This is a genomic window from Pseudomonas sp. R2-60-08W (assembly GCF_003852335.1).
Lineage (GTDB): Bacteria > Pseudomonadota > Gammaproteobacteria > Pseudomonadales > Pseudomonadaceae > Aquipseudomonas.
The window spans coordinates 5,198,356-5,225,000 of sequence record NZ_CP027731.1 but is presented as its reverse complement, the minus strand read 5'-3'; the positions used below and the strand labels follow the sequence as shown (position 1 = coordinate 5,225,000).

The window sequence follows — 26,645 nt, the reverse complement described above, 5'->3', positions numbered from 1 at the left end:
GGAAGATGTAACGGGGCTCAAACCATACACCGAAGCTACGGGTATCACGTAAGTGATGCGGTAGAGGAGCGTTCTGTAAGCCTGTGAAGGTGAGTTGAGAAGCTTGCTGGAGGTATCAGAAGTGCGAATGCTGACATGAGTAACGACAATGGGTGTGAAAAACACCCACGCCGAAAGACCAAGGTTTCCTGCGCAACGTTAATCGACGCAGGGTTAGTCGGTCCCTAAGGCGAGGCTGAAAAGCGTAGTCGATGGAAAACAGGTTAATATTCCTGTACTTCTGGTTATTGCGATGGAGGGACGGAGAAGGCTAGGCCAGCTTGGCGTTGGTTGTCCAAGTTTAAGGTGGTAGGCTGGAATCTTAGGTAAATCCGGGATTCTAAGGCCGAGAGCTGATGACGAGTTGTCTTTTAGATGACGAAGTGGTTGATGCCATGCTTCCAAGAAAAGCTTCTAAGCTTCAGGTAACCAGGAACCGTACCCCAAACCGACACAGGTGGTTGGGTAGAGAATACCAAGGCGCTTGAGAGAACTCGGGTGAAGGAACTAGGCAAAATGGCACCGTAACTTCGGGAGAAGGTGCGCCGGTGAGGGTGAAGGACTTGCTCCGTAAGCTCATGCCGGTCGAAGATACCAGGCCGCTGCGACTGTTTATTAAAAACACAGCACTCTGCAAACACGAAAGTGGACGTATAGGGTGTGACGCCTGCCCGGTGCCGGAAGGTTAATTGATGGGGTTAGCTAACGCGAAGCTCTTGATCGAAGCCCCGGTAAACGGCGGCCGTAACTATAACGGTCCTAAGGTAGCGAAATTCCTTGTCGGGTAAGTTCCGACCTGCACGAATGGCGTAACGATGGCGGCGCTGTCTCCACCCGAGACTCAGTGAAATTGAAATCGCTGTGAAGATGCAGTGTATCCGCGGCTAGACGGAAAGACCCCGTGAACCTTTACTATAGCTTTGCACTGGACTTTGAATTTGCTTGTGTAGGATAGGTGGGAGGCTTTGAAGCGTGGACGCCAGTTCGCGTGGAGCCAACCTTGAAATACCACCCTGGCAACTTTGAGGTTCTAACTCAGGTCCGTTATCCGGATCGAGGACAGTGTATGGTGGGTAGTTTGACTGGGGCGGTCTCCTCCTAAAGAGTAACGGAGGAGTACGAAGGTGCGCTCAGACCGGTCGGAAATCGGTCGTAGAGTATAAAGGCAAAAGCGCGCTTGACTGCGAGACAGACACGTCGAGCAGGTACGAAAGTAGGTCTTAGTGATCCGGTGGTTCTGTATGGAAGGGCCATCGCTCAACGGATAAAAGGTACTCCGGGGATAACAGGCTGATACCGCCCAAGAGTTCATATCGACGGCGGTGTTTGGCACCTCGATGTCGGCTCATCACATCCTGGGGCTGAAGCCGGTCCCAAGGGTATGGCTGTTCGCCATTTAAAGTGGTACGCGAGCTGGGTTTAGAACGTCGTGAGACAGTTCGGTCCCTATCTGCCGTGGACGTTTGAGATTTGAGAGGGGCTGCTCCTAGTACGAGAGGACCGGAGTGGACGAACCTCTGGTGTTCCGGTTGTCACGCCAGTGGCATTGCCGGGTAGCTATGTTCGGAATAGATAACCGCTGAAAGCATCTAAGCGGGAAACTAGCCTCAAGATGAGATCTCACTGGGACCTTGAGTCCCCTGAAGGGCCGTCGAAGACTACGACGTTGATAGGTTGGGTGTGTAAGCGCTGTGAGGCGTTGAGCTAACCAATACTAATTGCCCGTGAGGCTTGACCATATAACACCCAAGCAATTTGACTACTCCTGACTTTAAAAAAGCAGAAGCATCAGATTGCGGTGTGTGAAGACGCAATGAACCGAAAGTTCGATACTCACAAAACACCGAATTCTATCCCATACCCAATTTGCTGAAGCGAGGCCATCTGGCCACGACTCAGTACCCGAATTTCTTGACGACCATAGAGCATTGGAACCACCTGATCCCATCCCGAACTCAGTAGTGAAACGATGCATCGCCGATGGTAGTGTGGGGTTTCCCCATGTGAGAGTAGGTCATCGTCAAGATTAAATTCCGAAACCCCATTTGCGAAAGCAGATGGGGTTTTGTTTTGGGCGGTCGAAAGTGCCAGGGGTATATATCTCCGGCTGGGGATGTGCGGCCTTTCTATGCAATGCCTCTTCGCATGGCTATTATGCGTGCCTCATTGTGAGGCGATACCTGCATGCTTACGCTGTTAGAACTTCTGAAAGATGGCCGATTCCATTCCGGGGAGGCGCTGGGTGCCGCCCTGGGCGTTAGCCGCAGTGCCGTGTGGAAGCAGCTTCAGCTTCTTGAGGCTGAATTGAATCTACCTATTCATAAGGTGCGTGGTAAGGGATACCAGCTAGCAGCGCCGCTGGTGTTTTTGAATGCAGAAGAGATTGCGCGAAGTGTGCCGTCGGCGCCGTGGCCTATCCACGTTCATGACTCGATTGATTCCACCAATGCTGAGGCGTTGCGCTTGGTGGGTGCTGCGCAAGCCGCGCCGGTTCTGGTATTGGCTGAGCAGCAAACAGCTGGCCGAGGCAGGCGTGGCCGAAAGTGGGTCAGTCCATTCGCCCAAAATATCTATTACAGTCTCGTGCTGCGTATTGAGGATGGCCTCGGGCAATTGGAGGGCTTGAGTCTTGTGGTGGGTTTGGCGGTCATCCAGGCTTTGCGAGAGTCGGGTGTGCAGGGCGCAGCCTTGAAATGGCCAAACGACGTATTGGTCGGGCAGAAGAAGATTGCTGGAATATTGCTGGAGTTAGTGGGGGATCCGGCAGACATCTGTCACGTGGTTGTCGGCATCGGCATCAACGTGAATATGCAGAAGGCCGAGGTTGACCAGCAATGGACGTCGGTACAGCTTGAGACGGGTTCTGCTGCTGATCGTAATGCCTTGGTGGCCCAAGTCAGCTTACAGCTCCAGCGCTACCTGGATCGGCACAGGGAGTCTGGCTTTTCAGCTCTCCAGGAGGAATGGGAGAGCAATCATGCATGGCAAGGGCGGGCGGTATCGCTTATCGCCGGTGTGAGTCGTATTGATGGAGTGGTACTCGGTGTTGACCGTCAAGGTGCGTTGCGCTTGAGCGTTGACGGTGTTGAGAAAACTTACAGCGGTGGTGAGCTAAGCCTGAGGTTGCGTGATGATTCTTGAACTCGACTGTGGGAATAGCTTTATCAAATGGCGAGTGCTGGGTGTCGACAGGGTGGCCGCCGTGGCGGAGGGCGTTGTCGGTTCGAATCTCGCATTGATTGAAAGTCTGAATGCGGTGCCGGACATGTCGCTCACCCGTTGCCGGCTGGTGAGCGTTCGTGCGCTGGAGGAAACAAACAAGCTGGTCGAGACATTGGTCGAGGCTTTTGGCATCACTGTTTCGTGCGCGACATCAGCTGCGCAGATGGCGGGCGTTCGCAATGGCTATGACGATTTCGAGCGGCTTGGTCTTGATCGTTGGCTGGCGATCCTTGGTGGGTACAAGTTGGCGTCAGGCGCTTGCCTGGTGCTGGATTTTGGCACTGCGGCGACTGCCGATTTTATCGATGCACATGGCGAACACTTGGGAGGTTTCATTTGCCCTGGTCTGCCTCTTATGCGCGACCAGCTGCGCACGCATACGCGCAAGATACGCTACGACGACGCTGCTGCTGAGCGTGCTCTGGAACGTCTATCGCCTGGACGTACAACCGCCGAGGCCGTCGAGCGTGGCTGTACACTGATGCTAAGGGGGTTTGTGTTGACACAGATCGAGCTTGCCAGAGGTTATTGGGGAGAAGACTTCACGGTGTTCCTGACGGGTGGAGATGCTGACCTGGTGTTCGACGCTGTGCCGCAGGCGCGGCTTGTTCCTGATCTGGTATTTATTGGTCTGGCAATGGCATGTCCGTTGTTATGAGGTGTTTATGCGTTGGCTGTTCCTGCTTCTACTGATCCTCAACGTCTTTTATTACATATGGCATCAGCAAGAGGCGCCATTGCGCGCCAAGGACGTCACCCCCCTGAGCCTTTATCGTGGCTCCCAGCAGGACATACGATTGCTGAGTGAATCTTCCGAAACGATGGCTCGAAGAGATCGTGCAAAAACGCCCGACACGCAAAATTCCTGCCTGTACATCGGAGGATTTACCGATCAGCGTCAGGCGCAAGCTGTCGAGCAGCGCCTCACCAGCCTGGATATAAAGGTCAAGGTTCAATTGCTGAACATGCCTGAGGCCAGCGGTTACTGGCTTCGAGTGGCCCCTGAAAGCAGGCGCTTGGCGGATGATCTGCCCTTTGAAAACCTTGCTAAGGAATTCAATGAGTTAAAACACAAAATAATGCTGTGCGAAGGCATTGCAACTCTCGAATAGTTTGCATAGAATGGCGCCCGCTTCGCAGTGAAGACCTTCAGAGGCTTTGGTGGGAAGCGACGTCAATGCAGCTAACCTCATAATTTAAATGAGAAAATGCTTGACAGAAGGTCGGCGTGATGTAAAATGCCGGCTCGCTTAGGAGGGGTTCCCGAGCGGCCAAAGGGATCAGACTGTAAATCTGACGTCTACGACTTCGAAGGTTCGAATCCTTCCCCCTCCACCATTTTAGCGTGAGCTGCAAGCTCCGCGGGTATAGTTTAGTGGTAGAACCTCAGCCTTCCAAGCTGATGATGCGGGTTCGATTCCCGCTACCCGCTCCAAGTTTGCAGGTTGTGCACGGTGTTTTGCTCTTGTAGCTCAGTTGGTAGAGCACACCCTTGGTAAGGGTGAGGTCAGCGGTTCAAATCCGCTCAAGAGCTCCATATAACAAGGCAGATATGAAAATATCTGCCTTTGTTTTAACGGCTGCCTCGGCTTGTATCATGTTGTTTCTGGCGTTGGTTGTCAGTTGATTTCAAGTCTGTTGGGGTTGGTTGTTGTAAAGTCTTTTTCGGGCCTGCATAATGGTCGGCCTGATTTTGTTTTAGGTCAGTAGCTCAATTGGCAGAGCGACGGTCTCCAAAACCGTAGGTTGGGGGTTCGATTCCCTCCTGACCTGCCAGATTCACGTGGTGTGTCTGGCTTTCTTTTCACAGGATCTTCATAGATGACTCCTAAGGCTGAAGCTCAAAGCTCTCGTTTCGATCTGTTCAAGTGGCTCGCCGTAGTTGCCTTGGTGGTCGTAGGCGTTGTTGGCAATCAGTACTATTCTGCTTCGCCGATCCTGTACCGCGTTCTCGCTTTGCTTGCCCTTGCTGCTGTAGCTGCCTTTGTAGGTCTGCAGACCGCTAAAGGCAAGTCTTTCGCGGTCCTGGTAAAGGAAGCTCGCACCGAAATTCGTAAAGTCGTTTGGCCGACTCGCCAAGAAACCACACAGACCACATTGATTGTCGTGGCTGTTGTTCTGGTTATGGCGTTGCTGTTGTGGGGGCTTGATTCCCTGCTCGGCTGGCTTGTTTCCTTGATTGTTGGCTAAGGGTGTCCCGTGGCTAAGCGTTGGTACGTTGTGCATGCTTACTCGGGTTACGAGAAGCATGTTATGCGCTCTTTGCTGGAGCGCGTAAAGCTGGCAGGCATGGAAGATGGCTTCGGCGAAATTCTGGTTCCCACTGAAGAAGTGGTTGAAATGCGGAATGGTCAGAAGCGCAAGAGTGAACGCAAGTTCTTCCCTGGCTACGTGCTGGTACAGATGGACATGAACGAAGGTACTTGGCACTTGGTCAAGGACACTCCTCGTGTCATGGGTTTCATTGGCGGTACCGCTGATAAGCCTGCGCCGATCACTGACAAAGAAGCGGAAGCAATTCTGCGTCGTGTTGCTGACGGTAGCGACAAACCTAAGCCGAAGACGTTGTTCGAGCCAGGTGAGGTTGTTCGTGTTACAGACGGTCCGTTCGCTGATTTCAACGGCACTGTCGAAGAAGTTAACTACGAAAAGAGCCGGATCCAAGTGGCAGTGCTCATTTTCGGTCGCTCTACTCCGGTAGAGTTGGAGTTCAGTCAGGTCGAAAAGGTCTAGCTGAGCAAGCATCCCAACCCCGCAGCCTAGGCTGTGGGGTTTTGTCGTCACTGGGATAAACGCGCAAGTAACCGGGGAGCCTTTCGAGGCGTTCGAACCCGTAATTGGAGTGCCTCATGGCCAAGAAGATTACCGCTTACATCAAGCTGCAAGTGAAGGCCGCTCAGGCCAACCCTAGCCCACCCGTCGGTCCAGCTCTGGGTCAGCACGGCGTGAACATCATGGAGTTCTGCAAGGCTTTCAACGCCCGTACTCAGGGTCTTGAGCCAGGTCTGCCGACTCCAGTGATCATCACTGTATACAGCGACCGTAGCTTCACTTTCGAAACCAAGTCGACTCCGGCTTCGGTTCTTCTGAAGAAAGCTGCCGGTCTGACTAGCGGTTCCGCTCGTCCGAACACCGTTAAGGTTGGCACCGTAACTCGTGCTCAGCTGGAAGAAATCGCGAAAACCAAAAACGCGGATCTGACTGCAGCTGATATGGATGCAGCCGTGCGTACCATCGCCGGTTCTGCTCGTAGCATGGGCCTTAACGTGGAGGGTGTGTAATGGCTAAGCTGACCAAGCGCCAAAAGGCTATCGCCGGCAAAATCGAAGCGGGCAAGGCCTACAATTTTGTAGACGCTGCTGCTCTGCTGACCGAGCTGTCGACTGTCAAGTTCAGCGAGTCCGTTGACGTTGCTGTGAATCTGGGCGTTGACCCACGTAAATCCGACCAGGTCGTTCGTAGCGCTACTGTGCTGCCACACGGTACTGGCAAGACCGTACGTGTTGCTGTCTTCACCCAAGGTCCGGCCGCTGAAGCTGCTCTGGCCGCTGGCGCCGATCGCGTTGGCATGGACGACCTGGCTGCCGAAATGAAAGGCGGCGACCTGAACTATGACGTCGTTATTGCCTCCCCGGATGCAATGCGCGTTGTAGGTCAGTTGGGTCAGATCCTGGGTCCACGTGGCCTGATGCCTAACCCTAAAGTCGGCACCGTAACGCCAGACGTAGCTACCGCGGTTAAAAACGCCAAGGCTGGTCAAGTTCGTTATCGCACCGACAAAAACGGCATCATTCACACCTCCGTTGGCAAGGTCGGCTTCGATGCCGTCAAGCTGAAGGAAAACGTTGAAGCTCTGATCGCTGATCTGAAGCGTATCAAGCCTGCTTCCTCGAAAGGTATCTACGTCAAGCGCGTTACCCTGAGCACCACTATGGGCCCAGGTCTGGTCATCGACCAAGGCTCGCTGGACGTATAAGACACAGGTTGGCGCAAGTGATTGCGCCAATTGAAAGATTGGGGTCCCTGCCTGGCGGGGGCTATCCAAGACCGTAGGCGACGCAAGTCTTAAACCAACAAGCCTACGCAGATGGTGCTCCCGGTTCCTTACCGAATCAGACACCAAAACGACATCAGGCCTAGGCCGGATGAAACGGTAACAAGCAGGAGTTAAACCCGTGGCAATTAATCTCGAAGACAAGAAGGCCATCGTCGCTGAAGTCAACGAGGCTGCCAAAGCTGCTCTGTCCGCTGTCGTGGCTGATGCCCGTGGTGTGACAGTAGGCGCTATGACCGGACTCCGTAAAGAGGCTCGTGAAGCTGGCGTGTACGTACGTGTTGTACGTAACACCTTGCTCAAGCGCGCCGTTGCTGACACTGAATACAGTGTGCTCAACGACGTGTTCACCGGCCCGACTCTGATCGCGTTCTCCAAAGATCATCCAGGCGCTGCTGCCCGTTTGTTCAAGGAATTCGCCAAGAGTCAGGACAAGTTCGAGATCAAGGCAGCTGCGTTCGAGGGCAAGTTCCTCGCAGCTAACCAAATCGACGTACTGGCAACACTGCCGACCCGCGACGAAGCCATTTCGCAGCTGATGAGCGTGATTCAAGGCGCTACCAGCAAGCTGGCTCGTACTCTGGCTGCAGTTCGCGAGCAAAAAGAAGCTGCCGCAGCCTAAGGCTGAGCAACGTCTCTCGCGTATTTTTGTTTATTTCGATGGCCGCGTAGGCCGTCCCCCAATTCAGGAAATACAGCAATGTCTATCTCCCAAGACGATATCCTCAACGCCGTAGCTGAAATGTCGGTTCTGCAGGTTGTTGAGCTGATCAAAGCTTTCGAAGAAAAATTCGGCGTTTCCGCTGCCGCTGCTTCCGCTGGCCCAGCTGTTGCTGCTGTCGCTGCTGAAGAGCAAACCGAATTCAACGTCATGCTGCTGGAAGCTGGCGAGAAGAAAGTAAACGTGATCAAGGCAGTACGTGAACTGACCGGTCTGGGCCTGAAAGAAGCCAAGGCTGTAGTTGACGGCGCTCCTGCCCAGGTTCTGGAAGCTGTGTCGAAAGACGCTGCTGACAAAGCCAAAGCTACTCTGGAAGAAGCAGGCGCTAAAGTCGAGCTGAAGTAAGCATCGACCTTGCGTCTCCAGCCCACGCTTTAAGCTGAAGGCTGATGGCTGGTGGCTCTTGCCACCGGCCTTTTTCCGTTCTTGGCTGACGACTCGGTCGCCGCCATTAACGCGCTGTAGCCACCCGATGCGGTGGTGCAAACCATGGGGTTTGCAAGATTTTCTGGCTGCTCCCGTCGGGAGGGCCAAACAAGCAGGTGACCAAGCTGGGGAACGCTGATGGCTTACTCATATACTGAGAAAAAACGTATCCGCAAGGACTTTAGCAAGTTGCCGGACGTCATGGATGTCCCGTACCTTCTGGCTATCCAGCTGGATTCGTATCGTGAATTCTTGCAGGCGGGAGCGACCAAAGATCAGTTCCGCGACGTGGGCCTGCATGCGGCCTTCAAATCCGTTTTCCCGATCATCAGCTACTCCGGCAATGCTGCGCTGGAGTACGTCGGTTATCGCCTGGGCGAACCGGCATTTGATGTCAAAGAATGCGTGTTGCGCGGTGTTACGTACGCCGTACCTTTGCGGGTAAAAGTCCGTCTGATCATTTTCGACAAAGAATCGTCGAACAAAGCGATCAAGGACATCAAAGAGCAAGAAGTCTACATGGGCGAAATCCCACTGATGACTGAAAACGGTACCTTCGTTATCAACGGTACCGAGCGCGTAATCGTTTCCCAGCTGCACCGTTCCCCGGGCGTGTTCTTCGACCACGACCGCGGCAAGACGCACAGCTCCGGTAAGCTCCTGTACTCCGCGCGGATCATTCCGTACCGCGGTTCGTGGTTGGACTTCGAGTTCGACCCGAAAGACTGCGTGTTCGTGCGTATCGACCGTCGTCGCAAGCTGCCGGCCTCGGTACTGCTGCGCGCGCTCGGCTATACCACTGAGCAAGTGCTGGACGCCTTCTACACCACCAACGTATTCAGCCTGAAGGATGAAACCCTCAAGCTGGAGCTGATCGCTTCGCGTCTGCGTGGTGAAATTGCCGTCCTGGACATCCAGGATGAAAAAGGCAAGGTCATTGTTGAAGCTGGCCGTCGTATTACCGCGCGCCACATCAACCAGATCGAAAAAGCCGGCCTCAAAGAGTTGGAAGTGCCGCTGGACTACGTCCTGGGCCGCACTACCGCCAAGGTCATCGTTCACCCGGCTACAGGCGAAATCCTGGCTGAGTGCAACACCGAGCTGAACACCGAGATCCTGGCCAAAATTGCCAAGGCCCAGGTCGTTCGCATCGAGACCCTGTACACCAACGACATCGACTGCGGTCCGTTCATCTCCGACACGCTGAAGATCGACTCCACCAGCAACCAATTGGAAGCGCTGGTCGAGATCTATCGCATGATGCGTCCTGGTGAGCCGCCAACCAAAGACGCTGCCGAGACCCTGTTCAACAACCTGTTCTTCAGCCCTGAGCGCTATGACCTGTCTGCGGTCGGCCGGATGAAGTTCAACCGTCGTATCGGTCGTACCGAAATCGAAGGTTCGGGCGTGCTGTGCAAGGAAGACATCGTCGCGGTACTGAAGACCCTGGTCGACATCCGTAACGGCAAAGGCATTGTCGATGACATCGACCACCTGGGTAACCGTCGTGTTCGCTGCGTAGGCGAAATGGCCGAGAACCAGTTCCGCGTTGGCCTGGTACGTGTTGAGCGTGCGGTCAAAGAGCGTCTGTCGATGGCTGAAAGCGAAGGCCTGATGCCGCAAGACCTGATCAACGCCAAGCCAGTGGCTGCAGCGGTGAAAGAGTTCTTCGGCTCCAGCCAGCTCTCGCAGTTCATGGACCAGAACAACCCGCTCTCCGAGATCACCCATAAGCGCCGTGTCTCTGCACTGGGCCCGGGCGGTCTGACTCGTGAGCGCGCTGGCTTTGAAGTCCGTGACGTACACCCGACGCATTACGGTCGTGTATGCCCGATCGAAACGCCGGAAGGTCCGAACATCGGTCTGATCAACTCCCTGGCCGCTTATGCGCGCACCAACCAGTACGGCTTCCTTGAGAGCCCGTACCGTGTGGTGAAAGAGGGTCTGGTCACTGACGAGATCGTGTTCCTGTCCGCCATCGAAGAAGCTGATCACGTGATCGCTCAGGCTTCGGCCACGATGAACGACAAGAAAGTCCTGATCGACGAGCTGGTAGCCGTTCGTCACTTGAACGAGTTCACCGTCAAGGCGCCGGAAGACGTCACCTTGATGGACGTATCGCCCAAGCAGGTAGTTTCGGTTGCAGCGTCGCTGATCCCGTTCCTGGAGCACGATGACGCCAACCGTGCGTTGATGGGTTCCAACATGCAGCGTCAAGCTGTACCGACCCTGCGCGCCGACAAGCCGCTGGTAGGTACCGGCATGGAGCGTAACGTAGCCCGTGACTCCGGCGTTTGCGTCGTGGCTCGTCGTGGCGGCGTGATCGACTCCGTTGATGCCAGCCGTATCGTGGTTCGTGTTGCAGATGACGAAGTTGAAACCGGTGAAGCCGGCGTCGACATCTACAACCTGACCAAATACACCCGTTCGAACCAGAACACCTGCATTAACCAGCGTCCGCTGGTGCGTAAGGGTGACCGCGTTCAGCGTAGCGACATCATGGCCGATGGCCCGTCCACCGACATGGGTGAGCTGGCACTGGGTCAGAACATGCGCATCGCGTTCATGGCCTGGAACGGTTACAACTTCGAAGACTCCATCTGCCTGTCGGAACGAGTTGTTCAAGAAGATCGCTTTACCACGATCCACATCCAGGAATTGACCTGTGTGGCGCGTGACACCAAGCTTGGGCCAGAGGAAATCACTGCAGACATCCCGAACGTGGGTGAAGCTGCACTGAACAAGCTGGACGAAGCCGGTATCGTTTATGTAGGTGCTGAAGTTGGCGCTGGCGACATCCTGGTCGGTAAGGTCACTCCGAAAGGCGAGACCCAGCTGACTCCGGAAGAGAAGCTGTTGCGTGCCATCTTCGGTGAAAAAGCCAGCGACGTTAAAGACACTTCCCTGCGTGTACCTACCGGTACCAAGGGTACTGTCATCGACGTACAGGTCTTCACCCGTGACGGCGTTGAGCGTGATGCTCGTGCGCTGTCCATCGAGAAGACTCAACTCGACGAGATCCGCAAGGACCTCAACGAAGAGTTCCGTATCGTTGAAGGCGCGACCTTCGAACGTCTGCGCTCCGCTCTGGTAGGCCACAAGGCTGAAGGCGGCGCAGGTCTGAAGAAAGGTCAGGACATCACCGACGAAATCCTCGACGGTCTTGAGCACGGCCAGTGGTTCAAACTGCGCATGGCTGAAGATGCTCTGAACGAGCAGCTCGAGAAGGCCCAGGCCTATATCGTTGATCGCCGCCGTCTGCTGGACGACAAGTTCGAAGACAAGAAGCGCAAACTGCAGCAGGGCGATGACCTGGCTCCAGGCGTGCTGAAAATCGTCAAGGTTTACCTGGCAATCCGTCGTCGCATCCAGCCGGGCGACAAGATGGCCGGTCGTCACGGTAACAAGGGTGTGGTCTCCGTGATCATGCCGGTTGAAGACATGCCGCACGATGCCAATGGCACCCCGGTCGACGTTGTCCTCAACCCATTGGGCGTACCTTCGCGTATGAACGTTGGTCAGATCCTCGAAACCCACCTGGGCCTCGCGGCCAAAGGTCTGGGCGAGAAGATCAACCGTATGATCGAAGAGCAGCGCAAGGTCGCAGACCTGCGCAAGTTCCTGCACGAGATCTACAACGAGATCGGCGGTCGCAACGAAGAACTGGACACCTTCACCGACCAGGAAATCCTGGATCTGGCGAAGAACCTGCGCGGCGGCGTTCCAATGGCTACCCCGGTGTTCGACGGTGCCAAGGAAAGCGAAATCAAGGCCATGCTGAAACTGGCAGACCTGCCGGAAAGCGGCCAGATGCAGCTGTTCGACGGCCGTACCGGCAACAAGTTCGAGCGCCCGGTTACTGTTGGCTACATGTACATGCTGAAGCTGAACCACTTGGTAGACGACAAGATGCACGCTCGTTCTACCGGTTCGTACAGCCTGGTTACCCAGCAGCCGCTGGGTGGTAAGGCTCAGTTCGGTGGTCAGCGTTTCGGGGAGATGGAGGTCTGGGCACTGGAAGCATACGGTGCTGCATACACTCTGCAAGAAATGCTCACAGTGAAGTCGGACGATGTGAACGGTCGTACCAAGATGTACAAAAACATCGTGGACGGCGATCACCGTATGGAGCCGGGCATGCCCGAGTCTTTCAACGTGTTGATCAAAGAAATTCGTTCCCTCGGCATCGATATCGATCTGGAAACCGAATAACACGTGACGCGAATCGAGAGCGGGGCAGTGATGCCCGCTCTCTGCTCCGCCAGGAGGAAAGGCCTTGAAAGACCTACTGAATTTGCTGAAAAACCAGGGTCAAGTCGAAGAGTTCGACGCCATCCGTATTGGACTGGCATCGCCTGAGATGATCCGTTCGTGGTCGTTCGGTGAAGTTAAAAAGCCGGAAACCATCAACTACCGTACGTTCAAACCTGAGCGTGACGGCCTGTTCTGCGCCAAGATCTTTGGCCCGGTAAAGGATTACGAGTGCCTGTGCGGTAAGTACAAGCGCTTGAAGCACCGTGGTGTGATCTGCGAGAAGTGCGGCGTTGAAGTTGCGCTGGCCAAGGTTCGTCGTGAGCGCATGGCGCACATCGAACTGGCTTCGCCGGTTGCCCACATCTGGTTCCTGAAATCGCTGCCGTCCCGTATCGGCTTGCTGATGGACATGACCCTGCGTGATATCGAACGCGTTCTCTACTTCGAGAGCTATGTCGTTATCGACCCAGGCATGACCACCCTTGAAAAAGGTCAGCTGCTGAACGACGAGCAGTACTTCGAAGCGCTGGAAGAGTTCGGTGATGATTTCGATGCCCGCATGGGTGCCGAAGCTGTCCGCGAACTGCTGCACGCTATCGACCTGGAACACGAGATTGGCCGTCTGCGCGAAGAAATTCCGCAAACCAACTCCGAAACCAAGATCAAGAAACTGTCCAAGCGTCTGAAGTTGATGGAAGCCTTCCAGGGTTCCGGCAACTTGCCAGAGTGGATGGTGCTGACCGTTCTGCCGGTTCTGCCGCCAGATCTGCGTCCGCTGGTACCGTTGGACGGTGGTCGTTTCGCGACGTCCGACCTCAACGACCTGTACCGCCGCGTGATCAACCGTAACAACCGCTTGAAGCGCCTGCTTGATCTGTCCGCTCCGGACATCATCGTGCGCAACGAAAAGCGTATGTTGCAAGAAGCGGTCGACGCCTTGCTCGACAACGGTCGTCGTGGCCGCGCTATCACGGGTTCCAACAAGCGTCCTCTGAAATCCCTGGCTGACATGATCAAGGGTAAGCAAGGTCGTTTCCGTCAGAACTTGCTCGGTAAGCGTGTTGACTACTCCGGTCGTTCGGTAATTACCGTAGGCCCGACCCTGCGTCTGCACCAGTGCGGTCTGCCTAAGAAGATGGCGCTCGAGCTGTTCAAGCCGTTCATCTTCGGCAAGCTGGAAATGCGCGGTCTCGCGACCACCATCAAAGCGGCCAAGAAAATGGTCGAGCGCGAGCTGCCAGAGGTTTGGGACGTTCTCGCTGAAGTGATTCGCGAACACCCGGTTCTCCTCAACCGTGCACCGACCCTTCACCGTCTGGGTATCCAGGCGTTTGAACCGGTACTGATCGAAGGCAAGGCTATCCAGCTGCACCCTCTGGTCTGTGCTGCGTACAACGCCGACTTCGACGGCGACCAAATGGCCGTGCACGTTCCGCTGACACTGGAAGCCCAGTTGGAAGCGCGTGCGTTGATGATGTCGACCAACAACATCCTGTCGCCAGCCAACGGTGAGCCAATCATCGTTCCGTCGCAGGACGTTGTATTGGGTCTGTACTACATGACCCGCGAAGCGATCAACGCCAAGGGTGAAGGTCGTGTGTTCGCTGACCTGCAGGAAGTTGACCGTGTGTTCCGTGCCGGCGAAGCCGCACTGCACGCCAAGGTCAAAGTGCGGATTCACGAAACCGTCAACGACCGTGACGGCGGCAGCGTGAGCAATGTTCGTATCGTCGACACGACTGTCGGCCGTGCGCTGTTGTATCAGGTTGTACCAAAAGGTTTGTCGTACGACGTCGTCAACCTGCCAATGAAGAAAAAGGCGATCTCCAGGCTGATCAACCAGTGCTACCGCGTGGTTGGTTTGAAAGAGACCGTGATCTTCGCTGACCAGTTGATGTACACCGGTTTTGCTTATTCGACCATTTCCGGCGTTTCCATCGGTGTTAACGACTTTGTTATCCCAGATGAAAAAGCTCGCATCATCGCGGCTGCAACCGATGAAGTGAAAGAGATCGAGAGCCAGTACGCCTCCGGCCTGGTAACCCAGGGCGAGAAGTACAACAAGGTGATCGACCTTTGGTCCAAGGCCAACGACGAAGTTTCCAAGGCGATGATGGCCAACCTCTCGAAAGAGAAAGTCATCGACCGTCACGGCGACGAAGTTGACCAGGAATCCTTCAACTCGATGTACATGATGGCCGACTCGGGCGCACGGGGTTCTGCTGCGCAGATCCGTCAGCTCGCCGGTATGCGTGGCCTGATGGCCAAACCGGACGGTTCCATCATCGAAACGCCGATTACAGCGAACTTCCGTGAAGGGTTGAGCGTACTCCAGTACTTCATCTCTACTCACGGTGCTCGTAAAGGTCTGGCGGATACCGCGTTGAAAACCGCTAACTCCGGTTACCTGACACGTCGTCTGGTAGACGTTGCCCAGGATCTGGTTGTAACCGAGATCGATTGCGGCACCGAGCATGGCCTGGTGATGACTCCGCACATCGAAGGCGGTGACGTTGTAGAGCCACTGGGTGAGCGCGTATTGGGTCGTGTTATTGCCCGTGACGTCTTCAAGCCGGGTACCGAGGAAGTTATCGTTCCTGCCGGCACTCTGGTAGACGAGAAGTGGGTCGAGTTCATCGAACTCAACAGCATCGACGAAGTGATCGTTCGTTCGCCGATCAGCTGTGAAACCCGCTATGGCATCTGCGCCAAGTGCTACGGTCGTGACTTGGCTCGTGGTCACCAGGTGAACATCGGTGAAGCGGTCGGCGTTATCGCTGCCCAGTCTATCGGTGAGCCGGGTACCCAGCTCACCATGCGTACGTTCCACATCGGTGGTGCGGCAAGCCGGACCTCCGCAGCCGACAGCGTTCAGGTGAAGAATGGCGGTACTGTCCGTCTGCACAACCTGAAACACGTTGAGCGAGTGGATGGCCACTTGGTTGCTGTGTCCCGTTCCGGTGAGCTGGCAATCGCTGATGACTACGGTCGTGAGCGTGAGCGTTACAAGCTGCCGTACGGTGCTGTGATTTCGGTTAAAGAAGGTGACAAGGTCGACGCTGGCGCAATCGTGGCCAAGTGGGATCCGCACACTCACCCAATCGTTACCGAAATGAAAGGTACCGTGACCTACGTGGGCATGGAAGAAGGCATCACGATCAAGCGTCAGACTGACGAATTGACCGGTATGACCAACATTGAAGTACTCGACGCGAAAGATCGTCCAGCTGCCGGTAAAGACATCCGTCCTGCCGTGAAGATGGTCGATGACAACGGCAAGGACTTGTTGCTGCCAGGCACTGACGTAATCGCTCAGTACTTCCTGCCAGCCAACGCCCTGGTCGGTGTAGCGGATGGTGCGAAGATCGCGATCGGTGATGTTATCGCGCGTATCCCGCAAGAAACTTCGAAGACTCGAGACATCACCGGTGGTCTGCCGCGTGTTGCCGACTTGTTCGAAGCTCGTCGTCCGAAAGAAGCGTCGATTCTGGCTGAAGTCAGCGGCACCATCGCGTTCGGTAAAGAGACCAAGGGCAAGCGTCGTCTGGTCATTACCCCGAACGACGGTAGCGATCCGTACGAAGAGCTGATTCCGAAGTGGCGTCACCTGAACGTCTTCGAAGGCGAACAGGTAAACCGCGGCGAAGTTATCTCCGACGGCCCGAGCGACCCACACGATATCCTGCGTCTGCTGGGTGTGAGTGCGCTGGCCAAGTACATCGTTAACGAGATCCAGGACGTTTATCGTCTGCAAGGCGTGAAGATCAACGATAAGCACATCGAGACCATCCTGCGTCAGATGTTGCGTAAAGTTGAAATCGCTGAATCCGGCGATTCCAGTTTCATCAAGGGCGACCAGATGGAATTGACTCACGTACTCGTAGAGAACGAGCGTCTGGCTGGCGACGAGAAATTCGTTTCCAAGTTCACTCGCGTGCTGCTGGGTATCACCAAGGCGTCGTTGTCCACTGAGTCGTTCATCTCGGCGGCCTCCTTCCAGGAGACCACTCGCGTACTGACCGAAGCAGCGGTAACCGGCAAGCGCGATTACCTGCGCGGCCTGAAAGAAAACGTGGTCGTGGGTCGTCTGATCCCGGCCGGTACCGGTTTGGCCTATCACAGCGAGCGTAAACGTCGCCGTGACGCTGACAAGCCGTTGCGCGTAAGCGCCAGTGAAGTGGAAGCTGCACTGACCGAAGCGCTGAACTCAAGCGGTAACTGAGTTCTGCGATAAATAAGTCCGGGCCCTGGCAGCCCCATTCGTCGGATCGAGGCATTTTTGCCCCGGTTCGACGGGCGGGGAGGTCGGGGCCTTGCCTTGACTGGGGGCAAGATCCTCTTTAGACTCTTGTACCCCTAAATTTGGCGGGAATTCGTTCCTGCCATTTTGCTTTTCTTGCAAGACAATAGCGTCGCAAGACAACAGTGGAGCTAGTAGATGGCAACTATCAACCAGCTGGTACGTCAGCCGCGTAAGCGTATCGTCGAGAAATCCGACGTGCCTGCGCTGCAGAACTGCCCGCAACGTCGTGGCGTATGCACCCGTGTGTATACCACCACGCCGAAAAAACCTAACTCGGCACTGCGTAAAGTATGCCGTGTGCGCCTGACCAACGGTTTCGAGGTTTCCTCGTACATCGGCGGTGAAGGCCACAACCTGCAAGAGCACAGCGTGGTACTGATCCGCGGCGGTCGTGTAAAAGACTTGCCAGGTGTTCGTTATCACACCGTACGCGGCTCCTTGGATACTTCCGGCGTTAAAGGTCGTAACCAGGGTCGTTCGAAGTACGGTACCAAGAAGCCTAAGTAGTAACGGCTTTTTGTAAACCTGAATCATCTTATTTTCTGAGTCGATAAGAGTAAGGTCGGAGGCGTCCCGAAAGGGCACCGATTCCGAGCGAACCTGAAGACCGTTTGAGGGCTTATCCATGCCAAGAAGACGCGTAGCAGCCAAGCGCGAAGTGCTTGACGATCCAAAATACGGAAGCCAAATTCTGGCCAAGTTCATGAACCACGTAATGGAAAGCGGCAAGAAAGCCGTTGCCGAGCGTATCGTTTATGGCGCGCTGGAAAAGGTTAAAGAACGCAAGAACAGCGACCCCCTGGAAATCTTCGAGAAAGCTCTCGACGCCATCGCTCCGCTGGTCGAAGTGAAGTCGCGCCGTGTAGGCGGTGCTACTTACCAGGTTCCGGTTGAAGTTCGTCCGTCCCGTCGTAACGCTCTGGCAATGCGCTGGTTGGTAGACTTCGCCCGTAAGCGCGGCGAGAAGTCTATGGCCCTGCGTTTGGCCGGCGAACTGTTGGACGCTGCTGAAGGTAAAGGTGCTGCTGTTAAGAAGCGTGAAGACGTGCACCGTATGGCTGAAGCTAACAAAGCTTTCTCGCACTACCGCTTCTAATTTTAGCTTCACTAATTTTGCGAGGGCTTTATGGCTCGTACTACTCCGATTAGCCGCTACCGTAATATCGGTATCGTCGCTCACGTGGATGCTGGTAAAACCACCACCACCGAGCGCGTACTGTTTTACACCGGCAAAAGTCACAAGATGGGCGAGGTGCATGACGGCGCCGCGACCACAGACTGGATGGTTCAGGAGCAGGAGCGTGGTATTACCATTACTTCTGCTGCTATTACCGCCTTCTGGAAAGGTTCCGAGAAGCAGTACAAAGACGAGCACCGCTTCAACGTAATCGATACCCCGGGTCACGTAGACTTCACCATTGAAGTTGAACGTTCCCTGCGCGTACTCGACGGCGCTGTCGTTGTGTTCTGTGGTACCTCGGGTGTTGAGCCACAGTCGGAAACCGTATGGCGTCAAGCCAACAAATACGGCGTTCCACGTCTTGTTTACGTAAACAAGATGGACCGTGCTGGTGCCAACTTCCTGCGCGTGATCGGTCAGATCAAGCAGCGTCTGGGTCACACTCCGGTGCCGATCCAGTTGGCTATCGGTTCCGAAGATAATTTCCAGGGCCAGATCGATCTGCTGACCATGGAAGCTGTCTACTGGAACGATGCCGACAAAGGTATGGTTCCTGTTCGCAAGCCTATCCCTGCTGAACTGCAGGAACTGGCTGACGAATGGCGCAACAACATGGTTGAAGCTGCGGCCGAAGCCAACGAAGAGCTGATGAACAAGTACCTCGAAGGTGAAGAGCTCACCAACGTGGAAATCAAGGCTGCTCTGCGTCAGCGTACTATCGCTGGTGAGATCGTCTTGGCTGTTTGTGGCTCCTCGTTCAAGAACAAGGGCGTTCCCCTGGTTCTCGATGCTGTGATCGACTACCTGCCGGCACCGGTTGATATTCCTGCCATCAAGGGTACCGACCCGGATGACGAGACTATCGAGCTGGAGCGTCATGCAGACGACGCAGAACCGTTTTCCGCTCTGGCATTTAAAATTGCCACTGACCCATTCGTGGGTACCTTGACCTTCGTCCGCGTTTACTCGGGCGTGTTGAACTCCGGCGACGGCGTAATCAACTCGGTTAAAGGCAAGAAAGAGCGCGTGGGTCGTATGGTGCAAATGCACGCAAACGCCCGCGAAGAGATCAAGGAAGTACGCGCTGGTGACATCGCGGCCTTGATCGGCATGAAGGACGTCACCACCGGTGAAACCTTGTGCAACGCTGACAAGCCAATCATCCTGGTTCGCATGGACTTCCCGGAGCCGGTTATTTCGGTTGCTGTTGAGCCTAAGACCAAGGATGACCAGGAAAAAATGGGTATCGCTCTGGGCAAGCTTGCTCAGGAAGATCCATCTTTCCGCGTCAAGACTGATGAAGAGACTGGTCAAACGATCATCTCGGGCATGGGCGAGCTTCACCTGGACATCCTGGTTGACCGGATGCGCCGTGAGTTCAACGTCGAAGCCAACATCGGTAAGCCTCAGGTTTCCTATCGTGAGCGCATCACGAAGAGCTGTGAAATCGAAGGCAAGTTCGTTCGTCAGTCCGGCGGTCGTGGTCAGTTCGGTCACTGCTGGATCCGTTTTGCTCCTGCTGACGAAGGTCAGGAAGGTCTGCAATTCGTGAACGAAGTAGTAGGTGGTGTTGTTCCTAAGGAATACATCCCTGCTATCCAGAAGGGTATCGAAGAGCAGATGAAGAACGGTGTTGTTGCCGGCTATCCGCTGATCGGCCTGAAAGCAACCGTTTTTGACGGTTCTTACCACGACGTCGACTCCAACGAGATGGCGTTTAAGGTGGCTGCCTCCATGGCAACCAAGCAACTGGCCCAGAAGGGCGGTGGTGAGTTGCTTGAGCCAATCATGGCGGTAGAAGTTGTTACACCTGAAGACTATATGGGTGATGTCATGGGCGACCTTAACCGTCGTCGCGGCATGATCTTGGGTATGGAAGACACGGTTTCCGGCAAAGTGATTCGCGCCGAGGTTCCGTTGGGTGAGATGTTCGGTTATGCGACCGACGTTCGCTCCATGTCTCAGGGTCGCGCAAGCTACTCTATGGAATTCAAAAAATACAACACAGCTCCGGCGCACATCGCTGAAACTGTATCCAAAAAACAAGGCTGATTCAGTCCTTTAGGCAAGGAGTTAATTGTCGTGGCTAAAGAAAAATTTGATCGTTCCCTACCGCACGTCAACGTTGGCACTATCGGTCACGTTGACCACGGTAAAACCACTCTGACTGCTGCTCTGACTCGCGTTTGCTCCGAAGTATTCGGTTCCGCAATCGTTGATTTCGATAAAATCGACAGCGCACCAGAAGAAAAAGCTCGTGGTATCACCATCAACACCGCGCACGTTGAATACAACTCGCTGATCCGTCACTACGCTCACGTTGACTGCCCAGGTCACGCTGACTATGTGAAGAACATGATCACCGGTGCTGCCCAGATGGACGGCGCAATCCTGGTTTGCTCGGCCGCTGATGGTCCGATGCCACAAACCCGTGAGCACATCCTGCTGTCCCGTCAGGTTGGCGTTCCGTACATCGTGGTTTACCTGAACAAGGCTGACCTGGTAGACGACGCTGAGCTGCTGGAACTGGTTGAGATGGAAGTGCGCGACCTGCTGAGCACTTACGACTTCCCAGGTGACGACACTCCGATCATCATCGGTTCTGCTCGTATGGCTCTGGAAGGCAAAGACGACAACGAAATGGGCACCACGTCCGTTCGTAAGCTGGTTGAGACTCTGGACAGCTACATCCCAGATCCAGTCCGTGTTATCGACAAGCCGTTCCTGATGCCAATCGAAGACGTATTCTCGATCTCCGGTCGCGGTACTGTTGTAACTGGTCGTATCGAGCGCGGTATCGTCAAGGTTCAAGATCCACTGGAAATCGTTGGTCTGCGTGACACTACCGTCACCACCTGCACCGGTGTTGAAATGTTCCGTAAACTGCTCGACGAAGGTCGTGCTGGCGAGAACTGCGGCGTTCTGCTGCGTGGTACGAAGCGTGACGACGTTGAGCGTGGCCAGGTTCTGGTCAAGCCAGGTTCGGTTAAGCCGCACACCAAGTTCGAAGCTGAAGTGTACGTGCTGAGCAAAGAAGAAGGCGGCCGTCACACTCCGTTCTTCAAAGGCTACCGTCCACAGTTCTATTTCCGTACTACTGACGTGACTGGTAACTGCGAACTGCCGGAAGGCGTAGAAATGGTAATGCCAGGCGACAACATCAAAATGGTTGTCACCCTGATCAAAACCATCGCTATGGAAGACGGTCTGCGTTTCGCAATCCGTGAAGGCGGCCGTACCGTTGGTGCTGGCGTTGTAGCTAAAATCATCGAGTAATTATCTCTTCTGAGATAGTTCTGATGTTTTGAAAAGGCCCCCGCTCAGCGGGGGCCTTTTTTATTGGGTTGACACCTATCAGGGCCGTCTATAGAATTGCGCCTCCTTTTAACGGGCGTATTGCGCTCGCTGGGAATAGCAGCCGGAGTCTGAAATCCAATGCAAAATCAGCAAATCCGTATCAGGTTGAAGGCTTTTGACCATCGCCTGATCGACCAATCCACCCAGGAAATCGTGGAAACCGCGAAACGTACTGGTGCACAAGTGCGTGGTCCAATTCCACTGCCTACCCGTAAAGAGCGGTTCACCGTTCTGGTCTCCCCGCACGTCAACAAAGACGCGCGTGACCAGTACGAGATCCGCACTCATAAGCGTGTACTGGACATCGTCCAGCCAACGGATAAAACCGTTGACGCACTTATGAAGCTTGATCTGGCGGCCGGTGTGGAAGTACAGATCAGCCTCGGCTAAGACTTGGGTCTTAGTCGTGTAACGCTCTGAAATGGGCGGCCATAGCGGGTGAAAGCCCCGTACACTCATGAGGTTTACAACATGACTATTGGTGTAGTCGGTCGTAAATGCGGTATGACCCGTATTTTCACCGAAGAAGGTGTCTCCATTCCGGTCACGGTCATTGAGATCGAGCCGAATCGCGTCACCCAGTTCAAAACTGAAGAAACCGATGGCTATCGTGCAGTGCAAGTCACTGTCGGCGAGCGTCGTGCTTCGCGCGTGACTGCTGCTCAAGCAGGTCACTTCGCTAAAGCAAACGTTGCAGCTGGTCGCACCGTCATGGAGTTCCGTCTTGAAGACGGCGACTACAAGGCTGGCGATCTGATCAACGCTGAAATCTTCGCCGCTGGTCAACTGGTTGATGTAACCGGTCAGTCCAAAGGTAAAGGCTTCCAGGGTACGATCAAGCGTTGGAATTTCCGTGGTCAAGACAACACTCACGGTAACTCCGTTTCCCACCGCGTCCCGGGCTCTATTGGCCAGTGCCAGACTCCTGGTCGTGTATTCAAGGGCAAAAAAATGTCCGGTCATATGGGCGCTGAGCGCGTGACCGTGCAGTCCCTCGAAGTAGTGCGCGTCGACGCTGAACGCAATCTGTTGTTGGTCAAGGGTGCTGTTCCTGGCGCTACTGGCGGCAACCTGGTTGTACGTCCAGCGGCCAAGGCTCGCGGTTAAGGGGAAGCTGACATGCAATTAAATGTAAATGACGCTCAAGCGATCGAAGTTTCCGAACTGACATTTGGCGGCGAATTCAACGAGACGCTGGTTCACCAAGCAGTCGTGGCCTACATGGCCGGCGGCCGTCAAGGTAGCAAGCAGCAAAAGACCCGTTCCGACGTACGTGGTGGCGGTAAGCGCCCTTGGCGTCAGAAAGGCACTGGCCGTGCTCGTGCCGGTACTATCCGTAGCCCAATCTGGCGTGGCGGTGGTACCACTTTCGCAGCTCGTCCACAGGATCACTCTCAGAAGCTCAACAAGAAGATGTACCGCGCAGCACTGCGCTCCATCCTTGCTGAACTCGTGCGTACTGATCGTCTGGTCGTGGTTCAGGACTTCGCTGTTGAAAGTCCAAAAACCAAAGAACTGCTGGGCAAACTGACCAACATGAGCCTGACCGATGTTTTGATCGTGTCTGAAGCTGTTGATCAGAACCTGTACCTGGCTGCTCGCAACCTGCCTCACGTTGATGTACGTGACGTGCAAGGTTCCGATCCAGTTAGTCTGATCGCATACGACAAGGTGTTGATCACCGTGTCGGCCGTGAAGAAATTCGAGGAGCTGCTGGGATGAACCAGGAACGCGTATTTAAAGTTCTGCTTGGCCCGCACGTTTCCGAAAAGGCTACGGTTCTGGCTGACAAGAAAGGCCAGTTCGTTTTCAAGGTTGCAACTGACGCAACCAAGCTGGAAATCAAGAAGGCCGTCGAAAGCCTGTTCAGCGTGAAAGTAGAGCGTGTTACTACCCTGAATGTTCTGGGTAAGAGCAAGCGCACTGCTCGCGGTCTGGGCAAGCGTAATGACTGGAAGAAGGCGGTTATCTCCCTTCAGCCAGGCCAAGATCTCGATTTCAGCAGCAGTGCTGAGTAAGGAAGGGGTGCATCATGGCAATCGTTAAATGCAAACCGACTTCCCCTGGCCGCCGTTTTGTGGTCAAGGTGGTCAACCAGGAGCTGCATAAAGGCGCTCCTCACGCACCGCTGCTCGAGAAGAAATCGAAGACTGGTGGTCGTAACAACAATGGTCGTATTACCACTCGTCACATCGGTGGTGGCCATAAGCAGCATTATCGTCTGGTCGATTTCCGTCGCAACGACAAAGATGGCATCTCCGCCACTGTCGAGCGTATTGAATACGATCCAAACCGTACTGCTCACATCGCTCTGCTGCTGTACGCAGATGGCGAGCGTCGCTACATCATCGCCCCTAAAGGCGTGAGTGCTGGTGACCAGCTGATCGCAGGTGCCTTGGCACCGATCAAGCCGGGCAACGCTCTGCAACTGCGCAACATTCCAGTTGGTAGCACCGTACACGGCATCGAATTGAAGCCAGGTAAAGGCGCGCAAATCGCTCGTTCCGCTGGTGCTTCGGCTCAGCTGATCGCTCGTGAAGGTGTCTACGTGACCCTGCGTCTGCGTTCTGGTGAGATGCGTAAAGTACTGGCTGAATGCCGTGCGACCCTGGGCGAAGTCTCGAACTCCGAGCACAGCCTGCGTTCGCTGGGTAAAGCTGGTGCCAAACGCTGGCGTGGCGTTCGCCCAACCGTTCGTGGTGTTGCCATGAACCCGGTTGACCACCCACACGGTGGTGGTGAAGGTCGTACCTCTGGTGGTCGTCATCCGGTATCGCCATGGGGCTTCCCGACTAAGGGCGCGAAGACTCGTGGTAATAAGCGTACCGACAAAATGATCGTCCGTCGTCGCAAGTAAATAGAGGGATACGACAGTGCCACGTTCTCTGAAAAAAGGTCCTTTTATTGATCTTCACCTACTGAAGAAGATCGAAGTGGCGGCGGAAAAGAACGATCGCAAACCAGTTAAAACCTGGTCGCGTCGTTCGATGATCCTGCCACAAATGGTCGGTTTGACCATCGCAGTACACAACGGTCGTCAACACGTCCCAGTTCTCGTTAACGAAGACATGGTCGGCCACAAACTGGGCGAGTTTGCCGGTACCCGCACTTATCGTGGGCACGTGGCAGACAAGAAAGCCAAGCGTTAAGGGGTTAGGAAATGGAAGTAGCCGCTAAGTTGTCGGGCGCTCGAATCTCCGCCCAGAAAGCCCGCTTGGTCGCCGACCAGATCCGCGGGAAGAAGGTGGGCGAAGCGCTCAACCTGTTGGCTTTCAGCAGTAAGAAAGCCGCCGAGATCATGAAGAAAGTGCTGGAGTCGGCCGTAGCCAACGCCGAGCATAACGAAGGCGCAGACGTTGATGACCTGAAGGTCAGCACCGTTTTCGTCAACGAAGGGCGTTCGCTGAAGCGCATCATGCCACGTGCCAAGGGCCGTGCTGATCGCATCGTCAAGCGGTCTTGCCATATCACTGTCAAGGTTGCTGACAAGTAACGGAGTCGAAGAGATGGGTCAGAAAGTACATCCCATTGGCATTCGCCTGGGAATCGTCAAGGAACACACCTCCGTCTGGTATGCAGACGGCCGGACTTATGCGGACTATTTGTTCGCTGATCTGAAGGTGCGTGAGTATCTCCAAGACAAACTAAAAAGCGCGTCCGTAAGCCGTATCGATATCCATCGCCCGGCGCAAACCGCACGTATCACCATCCACACCGCTCGTCCAGGTATCGTTATCGGGAAGAAAGGTGAAGATGTTGAGAAGCTGCGTCAGGACCTGACCAAGCAAATGGGTGTGCCTGTGCACATCAATATCGAAGAGATCCGCAAGCCGGAGCTCGACGGTATGCTGGTTGCGCAGAGCGTAGCTCAGCAGCTGGAGCGTCGTGTCATGTTCCGTCGCGCTATGAAGCGCGCTGTACAGAACGCCATGCGCATTGGTGCCAAAGGCATCAAAATCCAAGTGAGCGGTCGTCTCGGCGGTGCTGAAATCGCACGTACTGAATGGTATCGCGAAGGTCGTGTGCCATTGCACACCCTGCGTGCCGACATCGACTATGCCAACTACGAAGCTCACACCACTTACGGTGTGATCGGTGTAAAGGTTTGGATCTTCAAAGGCGAAGTAATTGGTGGTCGCCAAGAAGAACTGAAACCACAAGCACCAGCGCCTCGTAAAAAAGCTGCTAAGTAAGGGGTACGCCAAATGTTGCAACCAAAGCGTACGAAGTTCCGCAAGCAGATGACAGGCCACAACCGTGGTCTGGCTCAGCGCGGTAGCAAAGTCAGCTTCGGCGAGTTCGCGCTGAAGTCTGTAGCTCGTGGTCGTCTCACCGCTCGTCAGATCGAGTCAGCGCGTCGTGCTCTGACCCGTCACGTAAAACGTGGCGGCAAGATCTGGATCCGTGTATTCCCGGACAAGCCGATCTCCAAAAAACCTCTCGAGGTTCGGATGGGTAAAGGTAAGGGTAACGTGGAATACTGGGTAGCCCAGATTCAGCCAGGCAAAGTCCTGTATGAAATCGAGGGTGTAACTGAAGAGCTGGCGCGTGAGGCTTTTGCCCTGGCTGCTGCAAAGCTGCCGCTCGCCACCGCCTTTGTTAAACGGACGGTGATGTGATGAAAGCGAATGAACTTCGTGAAAAATCCGCACAGCAGCTGAACGAGCAACTGCTCGGCCTGCTGCGCGACCAGTTCAATCTGCGTATGCAGAAAGCAACTGGCCAGTTGGGGCAGTCTCATCTGCTCTCGCAAGTTAAGCGCGACATCGCTCGCGTGAAGACTGTGCTCAACCAGCAGGCAGGTAAGTGATCATGGCTGAAGCCGAAAAGACTGTCCGTACGCTGACTGGCCGTGTTGTCAGCGACAAGATGGACAAAACCATCACCGTTTTGATCGAGCGTCGCGTTAAGCACCCGATCTACGGTAAATATGTTAAGCGTTCGACTAAGCTGCACGCGCACGACGAAACCAATCAGTGCCACATCGGCGACAAAGTCACTATTCGTGAAACTCGTCCGCTGGCCAAGACCAAGTCTTGGGCATTGGTTGATGTTCTCGAACGCGCTGTGGAAGTCTAAGGACTAGGGG

Annotated in this window: 26 protein-coding genes, 4 tRNA genes and 2 rRNA genes (1 of these 32 running past the window's edge); all 32 read left to right on the top strand. The window is 54.9% G+C overall.

Annotated elements, in window-relative coordinates:
* A 23S ribosomal RNA gene (locus C4J90_RS23920) occupies positions 1-1,778 on the top strand; it begins 1,114 nt to the left of the window's first position.
* Between the two features lie 171 nt (positions 1,779-1,949).
* Positions 1,950-2,065: ribosomal RNA gene (gene rrf / locus C4J90_RS23915) — 5S ribosomal RNA — on the top strand.
* A gap of 158 nt (positions 2,066-2,223) precedes the next feature.
* The gene (gene birA / locus C4J90_RS23910; protein ID WP_124415714.1) at positions 2,224-3,180 is read left to right on the top strand and encodes a bifunctional biotin--[acetyl-CoA-carboxylase] ligase/biotin operon repressor BirA; all 957 of its coding nucleotides are present in this window, start codon (positions 2,224-2,226) and stop codon (positions 3,178-3,180) included.
* Positions 3,170-3,919 carry a pantothenate kinase gene (locus C4J90_RS23905; protein ID WP_124420956.1) on the top strand — a complete coding sequence of 250 codons (750 nt, stop codon included), beginning with the start codon at positions 3,170-3,172 and terminating at the stop codon, positions 3,917-3,919. Before birA ends, C4J90_RS23905 begins: the two co-directional genes overlap by 11 nt.
* 7 nt (positions 3,920-3,926) lie before the next feature.
* On the top strand, positions 3,927-4,373 hold the full coding sequence (locus C4J90_RS23900; protein ID WP_124364617.1) for a hypothetical protein: 447 nt from the start codon (positions 3,927-3,929) through the stop codon (positions 4,371-4,373).
* Positions 4,374-4,514: 141 nt separating this feature from the next.
* Positions 4,515-4,599 (top strand) — tRNA-Tyr (locus tag C4J90_RS23895).
* Between the two features lie 23 nt (positions 4,600-4,622).
* Positions 4,623-4,696 (top strand) — tRNA-Gly (locus C4J90_RS23890).
* A 26-nt stretch (positions 4,697-4,722) separates the two neighbouring features.
* A tRNA-Thr gene (locus C4J90_RS23885) sits at positions 4,723-4,798 on the top strand.
* 163 nt (positions 4,799-4,961) lie between these two features.
* A tRNA-Trp gene (locus C4J90_RS23880) sits at positions 4,962-5,037 on the top strand.
* Between the two features lie 45 nt (positions 5,038-5,082).
* Positions 5,083-5,451: a preprotein translocase subunit SecE gene (secE, locus tag C4J90_RS23875; protein ID WP_005791990.1), complete on the top strand. Its 369-nt coding sequence runs from the start codon at positions 5,083-5,085 to the stop codon at positions 5,449-5,451.
* Positions 5,452-5,460: 9 nt separating this feature from the next.
* Positions 5,461-5,994: a transcription termination/antitermination protein NusG gene (nusG, locus tag C4J90_RS23870; RefSeq protein WP_003176436.1), complete on the top strand. Its 534-nt coding sequence runs from the start codon at positions 5,461-5,463 to the stop codon at positions 5,992-5,994.
* A 116-nt stretch (positions 5,995-6,110) separates the two neighbouring features.
* A complete protein-coding gene (gene rplK, locus C4J90_RS23865) occupies positions 6,111-6,542 on the top strand; it encodes a 50S ribosomal protein L11 (protein WP_003176435.1) in 432 nt (143 codons plus the stop codon).
* On the top strand, positions 6,542-7,237 hold the full coding sequence (gene rplA, locus C4J90_RS23860) for a 50S ribosomal protein L1 (RefSeq protein WP_003232403.1): 696 nt from the start codon (positions 6,542-6,544) through the stop codon (positions 7,235-7,237). The genes rplK and rplA overlap by 1 nt, the downstream gene beginning before the upstream one ends.
* A gap of 199 nt (positions 7,238-7,436) precedes the next feature.
* Positions 7,437-7,937: a 50S ribosomal protein L10 gene (gene rplJ / locus C4J90_RS23855; protein WP_003232405.1), complete on the top strand. Its 501-nt coding sequence runs from the start codon at positions 7,437-7,439 to the stop codon at positions 7,935-7,937.
* Between the two features lie 78 nt (positions 7,938-8,015).
* Positions 8,016-8,381, top strand: coding sequence for a 50S ribosomal protein L7/L12 (gene rplL, locus C4J90_RS23850; protein WP_003176432.1), 366 nt, complete (start codon positions 8,016-8,018; stop codon positions 8,379-8,381).
* Between the two features lie 219 nt (positions 8,382-8,600).
* On the top strand, positions 8,601-12,674 hold the full coding sequence (gene rpoB, locus C4J90_RS23845; RefSeq protein WP_057724824.1) for a DNA-directed RNA polymerase subunit beta: 4,074 nt from the start codon (positions 8,601-8,603) through the stop codon (positions 12,672-12,674).
* A gap of 64 nt (positions 12,675-12,738) precedes the next feature.
* On the top strand, positions 12,739-16,938 hold the full coding sequence (gene rpoC, locus C4J90_RS23840) for a DNA-directed RNA polymerase subunit beta' (protein ID WP_124364615.1): 4,200 nt from the start codon (positions 12,739-12,741) through the stop codon (positions 16,936-16,938).
* A 216-nt stretch (positions 16,939-17,154) separates the two neighbouring features.
* Positions 17,155-17,526, top strand: a complete 372-nt coding sequence (rpsL, locus tag C4J90_RS23835; protein WP_002555494.1) for a 30S ribosomal protein S12 — start codon at positions 17,155-17,157, stop codon at positions 17,524-17,526.
* Between the two features lie 118 nt (positions 17,527-17,644).
* Positions 17,645-18,115 (top strand): 30S ribosomal protein S7, encoded by a 471-nt coding sequence (gene rpsG, locus C4J90_RS23830; RefSeq protein WP_002555493.1) that lies wholly within the window; start codon positions 17,645-17,647, stop codon positions 18,113-18,115.
* A gap of 30 nt (positions 18,116-18,145) precedes the next feature.
* Positions 18,146-20,251 carry an elongation factor G gene (gene fusA, locus C4J90_RS23825; protein ID WP_124364614.1) on the top strand — a complete coding sequence of 702 codons (2,106 nt, stop codon included), beginning with the start codon at positions 18,146-18,148 and terminating at the stop codon, positions 20,249-20,251.
* 30 nt (positions 20,252-20,281) lie between these two features.
* The gene (gene tuf, locus C4J90_RS23820; protein WP_003176426.1) at positions 20,282-21,475 is read left to right on the top strand and encodes an elongation factor Tu; all 1,194 of its coding nucleotides are present in this window, start codon (positions 20,282-20,284) and stop codon (positions 21,473-21,475) included.
* Between the two features lie 159 nt (positions 21,476-21,634).
* On the top strand, positions 21,635-21,946 hold the full coding sequence (rpsJ, locus tag C4J90_RS23815) for a 30S ribosomal protein S10 (protein WP_003186070.1): 312 nt from the start codon (positions 21,635-21,637) through the stop codon (positions 21,944-21,946).
* 81 nt (positions 21,947-22,027) lie between these two features.
* Complete coding sequence (gene rplC, locus C4J90_RS23810; RefSeq protein WP_003176425.1) at positions 22,028-22,663, top strand: 50S ribosomal protein L3; 636 nt, start codon at positions 22,028-22,030, stop codon at positions 22,661-22,663.
* Positions 22,664-22,675: 12 nt separating this feature from the next.
* On the top strand, positions 22,676-23,278 hold the full coding sequence (gene rplD, locus C4J90_RS23805; RefSeq protein WP_057014518.1) for a 50S ribosomal protein L4: 603 nt from the start codon (positions 22,676-22,678) through the stop codon (positions 23,276-23,278).
* A complete protein-coding gene (gene rplW, locus C4J90_RS23800; RefSeq protein WP_002555488.1) occupies positions 23,275-23,574 on the top strand; it encodes a 50S ribosomal protein L23 in 300 nt (99 codons plus the stop codon). The genes rplD and rplW overlap by 4 nt, the downstream gene beginning before the upstream one ends.
* Positions 23,575-23,588: 14 nt before the next feature.
* Positions 23,589-24,413, top strand: coding sequence for a 50S ribosomal protein L2 (gene rplB, locus C4J90_RS23795; protein WP_003176423.1), 825 nt, complete (start codon positions 23,589-23,591; stop codon positions 24,411-24,413).
* 16 nt (positions 24,414-24,429) lie between these two features.
* Positions 24,430-24,705 carry a 30S ribosomal protein S19 gene (gene rpsS / locus C4J90_RS23790; RefSeq protein WP_002555486.1) on the top strand — a complete coding sequence of 92 codons (276 nt, stop codon included), beginning with the start codon at positions 24,430-24,432 and terminating at the stop codon, positions 24,703-24,705.
* An 11-nt stretch (positions 24,706-24,716) separates the two neighbouring features.
* A complete protein-coding gene (gene rplV / locus C4J90_RS23785) occupies positions 24,717-25,049 on the top strand; it encodes a 50S ribosomal protein L22 (protein WP_003103908.1) in 333 nt (110 codons plus the stop codon).
* A gap of 13 nt (positions 25,050-25,062) precedes the next feature.
* Positions 25,063-25,749 (top strand): 30S ribosomal protein S3, encoded by a 687-nt coding sequence (gene rpsC, locus C4J90_RS23780; RefSeq protein WP_003176422.1) that lies wholly within the window; start codon positions 25,063-25,065, stop codon positions 25,747-25,749.
* Between the two features lie 12 nt (positions 25,750-25,761).
* On the top strand, positions 25,762-26,175 hold the full coding sequence (rplP, locus tag C4J90_RS23775) for a 50S ribosomal protein L16 (RefSeq protein ID WP_003232424.1): 414 nt from the start codon (positions 25,762-25,764) through the stop codon (positions 26,173-26,175).
* The gene (gene rpmC / locus C4J90_RS23770; protein WP_002555481.1) at positions 26,175-26,366 is read left to right on the top strand and encodes a 50S ribosomal protein L29; all 192 of its coding nucleotides are present in this window, start codon (positions 26,175-26,177) and stop codon (positions 26,364-26,366) included. Before rplP ends, rpmC begins: the two co-directional genes overlap by 1 nt.
* A gap of 2 nt (positions 26,367-26,368) precedes the next feature.
* Positions 26,369-26,635 (top strand): 30S ribosomal protein S17, encoded by a 267-nt coding sequence (gene rpsQ, locus C4J90_RS23765; RefSeq protein ID WP_003176419.1) that lies wholly within the window; start codon positions 26,369-26,371, stop codon positions 26,633-26,635.
* Positions 26,636-26,645 lie beyond the last annotated feature (10 nt).

Coding starts and splice junctions, on each gene's coding strand:
- rplV (WP_003103908.1), top strand. CDS start 24,717: ATGGAAGTAGCCGCTAAGTTGTCGGGCGCTCGAATCTCCGCCCAGAAA.
- secE (WP_005791990.1), top strand. CDS start 5,083: ATGACTCCTAAGGCTGAAGCTCAAAGCTCTCGTTTCGATCTGTTCAAG.
- rpsC (WP_003176422.1), top strand. CDS start 25,063: ATGGGTCAGAAAGTACATCCCATTGGCATTCGCCTGGGAATCGTCAAG.
- fusA (WP_124364614.1), top strand. CDS start 18,146: ATGGCTCGTACTACTCCGATTAGCCGCTACCGTAATATCGGTATCGTC.
- rplP (WP_003232424.1), top strand. CDS start 25,762: ATGTTGCAACCAAAGCGTACGAAGTTCCGCAAGCAGATGACAGGCCAC.
- rplA (WP_003232403.1), top strand. CDS start 6,542: ATGGCTAAGCTGACCAAGCGCCAAAAGGCTATCGCCGGCAAAATCGAA.
- C4J90_RS23900 (WP_124364617.1), top strand. CDS start 3,927: ATGCGTTGGCTGTTCCTGCTTCTACTGATCCTCAACGTCTTTTATTAC.
- rpsQ (WP_003176419.1), top strand. CDS start 26,369: ATGGCTGAAGCCGAAAAGACTGTCCGTACGCTGACTGGCCGTGTTGTC.
- rpmC (WP_002555481.1), top strand. CDS start 26,175: ATGAAAGCGAATGAACTTCGTGAAAAATCCGCACAGCAGCTGAACGAG.
- rpsG (WP_002555493.1), top strand. CDS start 17,645: ATGCCAAGAAGACGCGTAGCAGCCAAGCGCGAAGTGCTTGACGATCCA.
- rplL (WP_003176432.1), top strand. CDS start 8,016: ATGTCTATCTCCCAAGACGATATCCTCAACGCCGTAGCTGAAATGTCG.
- rplK (WP_003176435.1), top strand. CDS start 6,111: ATGGCCAAGAAGATTACCGCTTACATCAAGCTGCAAGTGAAGGCCGCT.
- rplC (WP_003176425.1), top strand. CDS start 22,028: ATGACTATTGGTGTAGTCGGTCGTAAATGCGGTATGACCCGTATTTTC.
- birA (WP_124415714.1), top strand. CDS start 2,224: ATGCTTACGCTGTTAGAACTTCTGAAAGATGGCCGATTCCATTCCGGG.
- rpsL (WP_002555494.1), top strand. CDS start 17,155: ATGGCAACTATCAACCAGCTGGTACGTCAGCCGCGTAAGCGTATCGTC.
- rplD (WP_057014518.1), top strand. CDS start 22,676: ATGCAATTAAATGTAAATGACGCTCAAGCGATCGAAGTTTCCGAACTG.
- C4J90_RS23905 (WP_124420956.1), top strand. CDS start 3,170: ATGATTCTTGAACTCGACTGTGGGAATAGCTTTATCAAATGGCGAGTG.
- rplW (WP_002555488.1), top strand. CDS start 23,275: ATGAACCAGGAACGCGTATTTAAAGTTCTGCTTGGCCCGCACGTTTCC.
- rpoB (WP_057724824.1), top strand. CDS start 8,601: ATGGCTTACTCATATACTGAGAAAAAACGTATCCGCAAGGACTTTAGC.
- rpsJ (WP_003186070.1), top strand. CDS start 21,635: ATGCAAAATCAGCAAATCCGTATCAGGTTGAAGGCTTTTGACCATCGC.
- rplB (WP_003176423.1), top strand. CDS start 23,589: ATGGCAATCGTTAAATGCAAACCGACTTCCCCTGGCCGCCGTTTTGTG.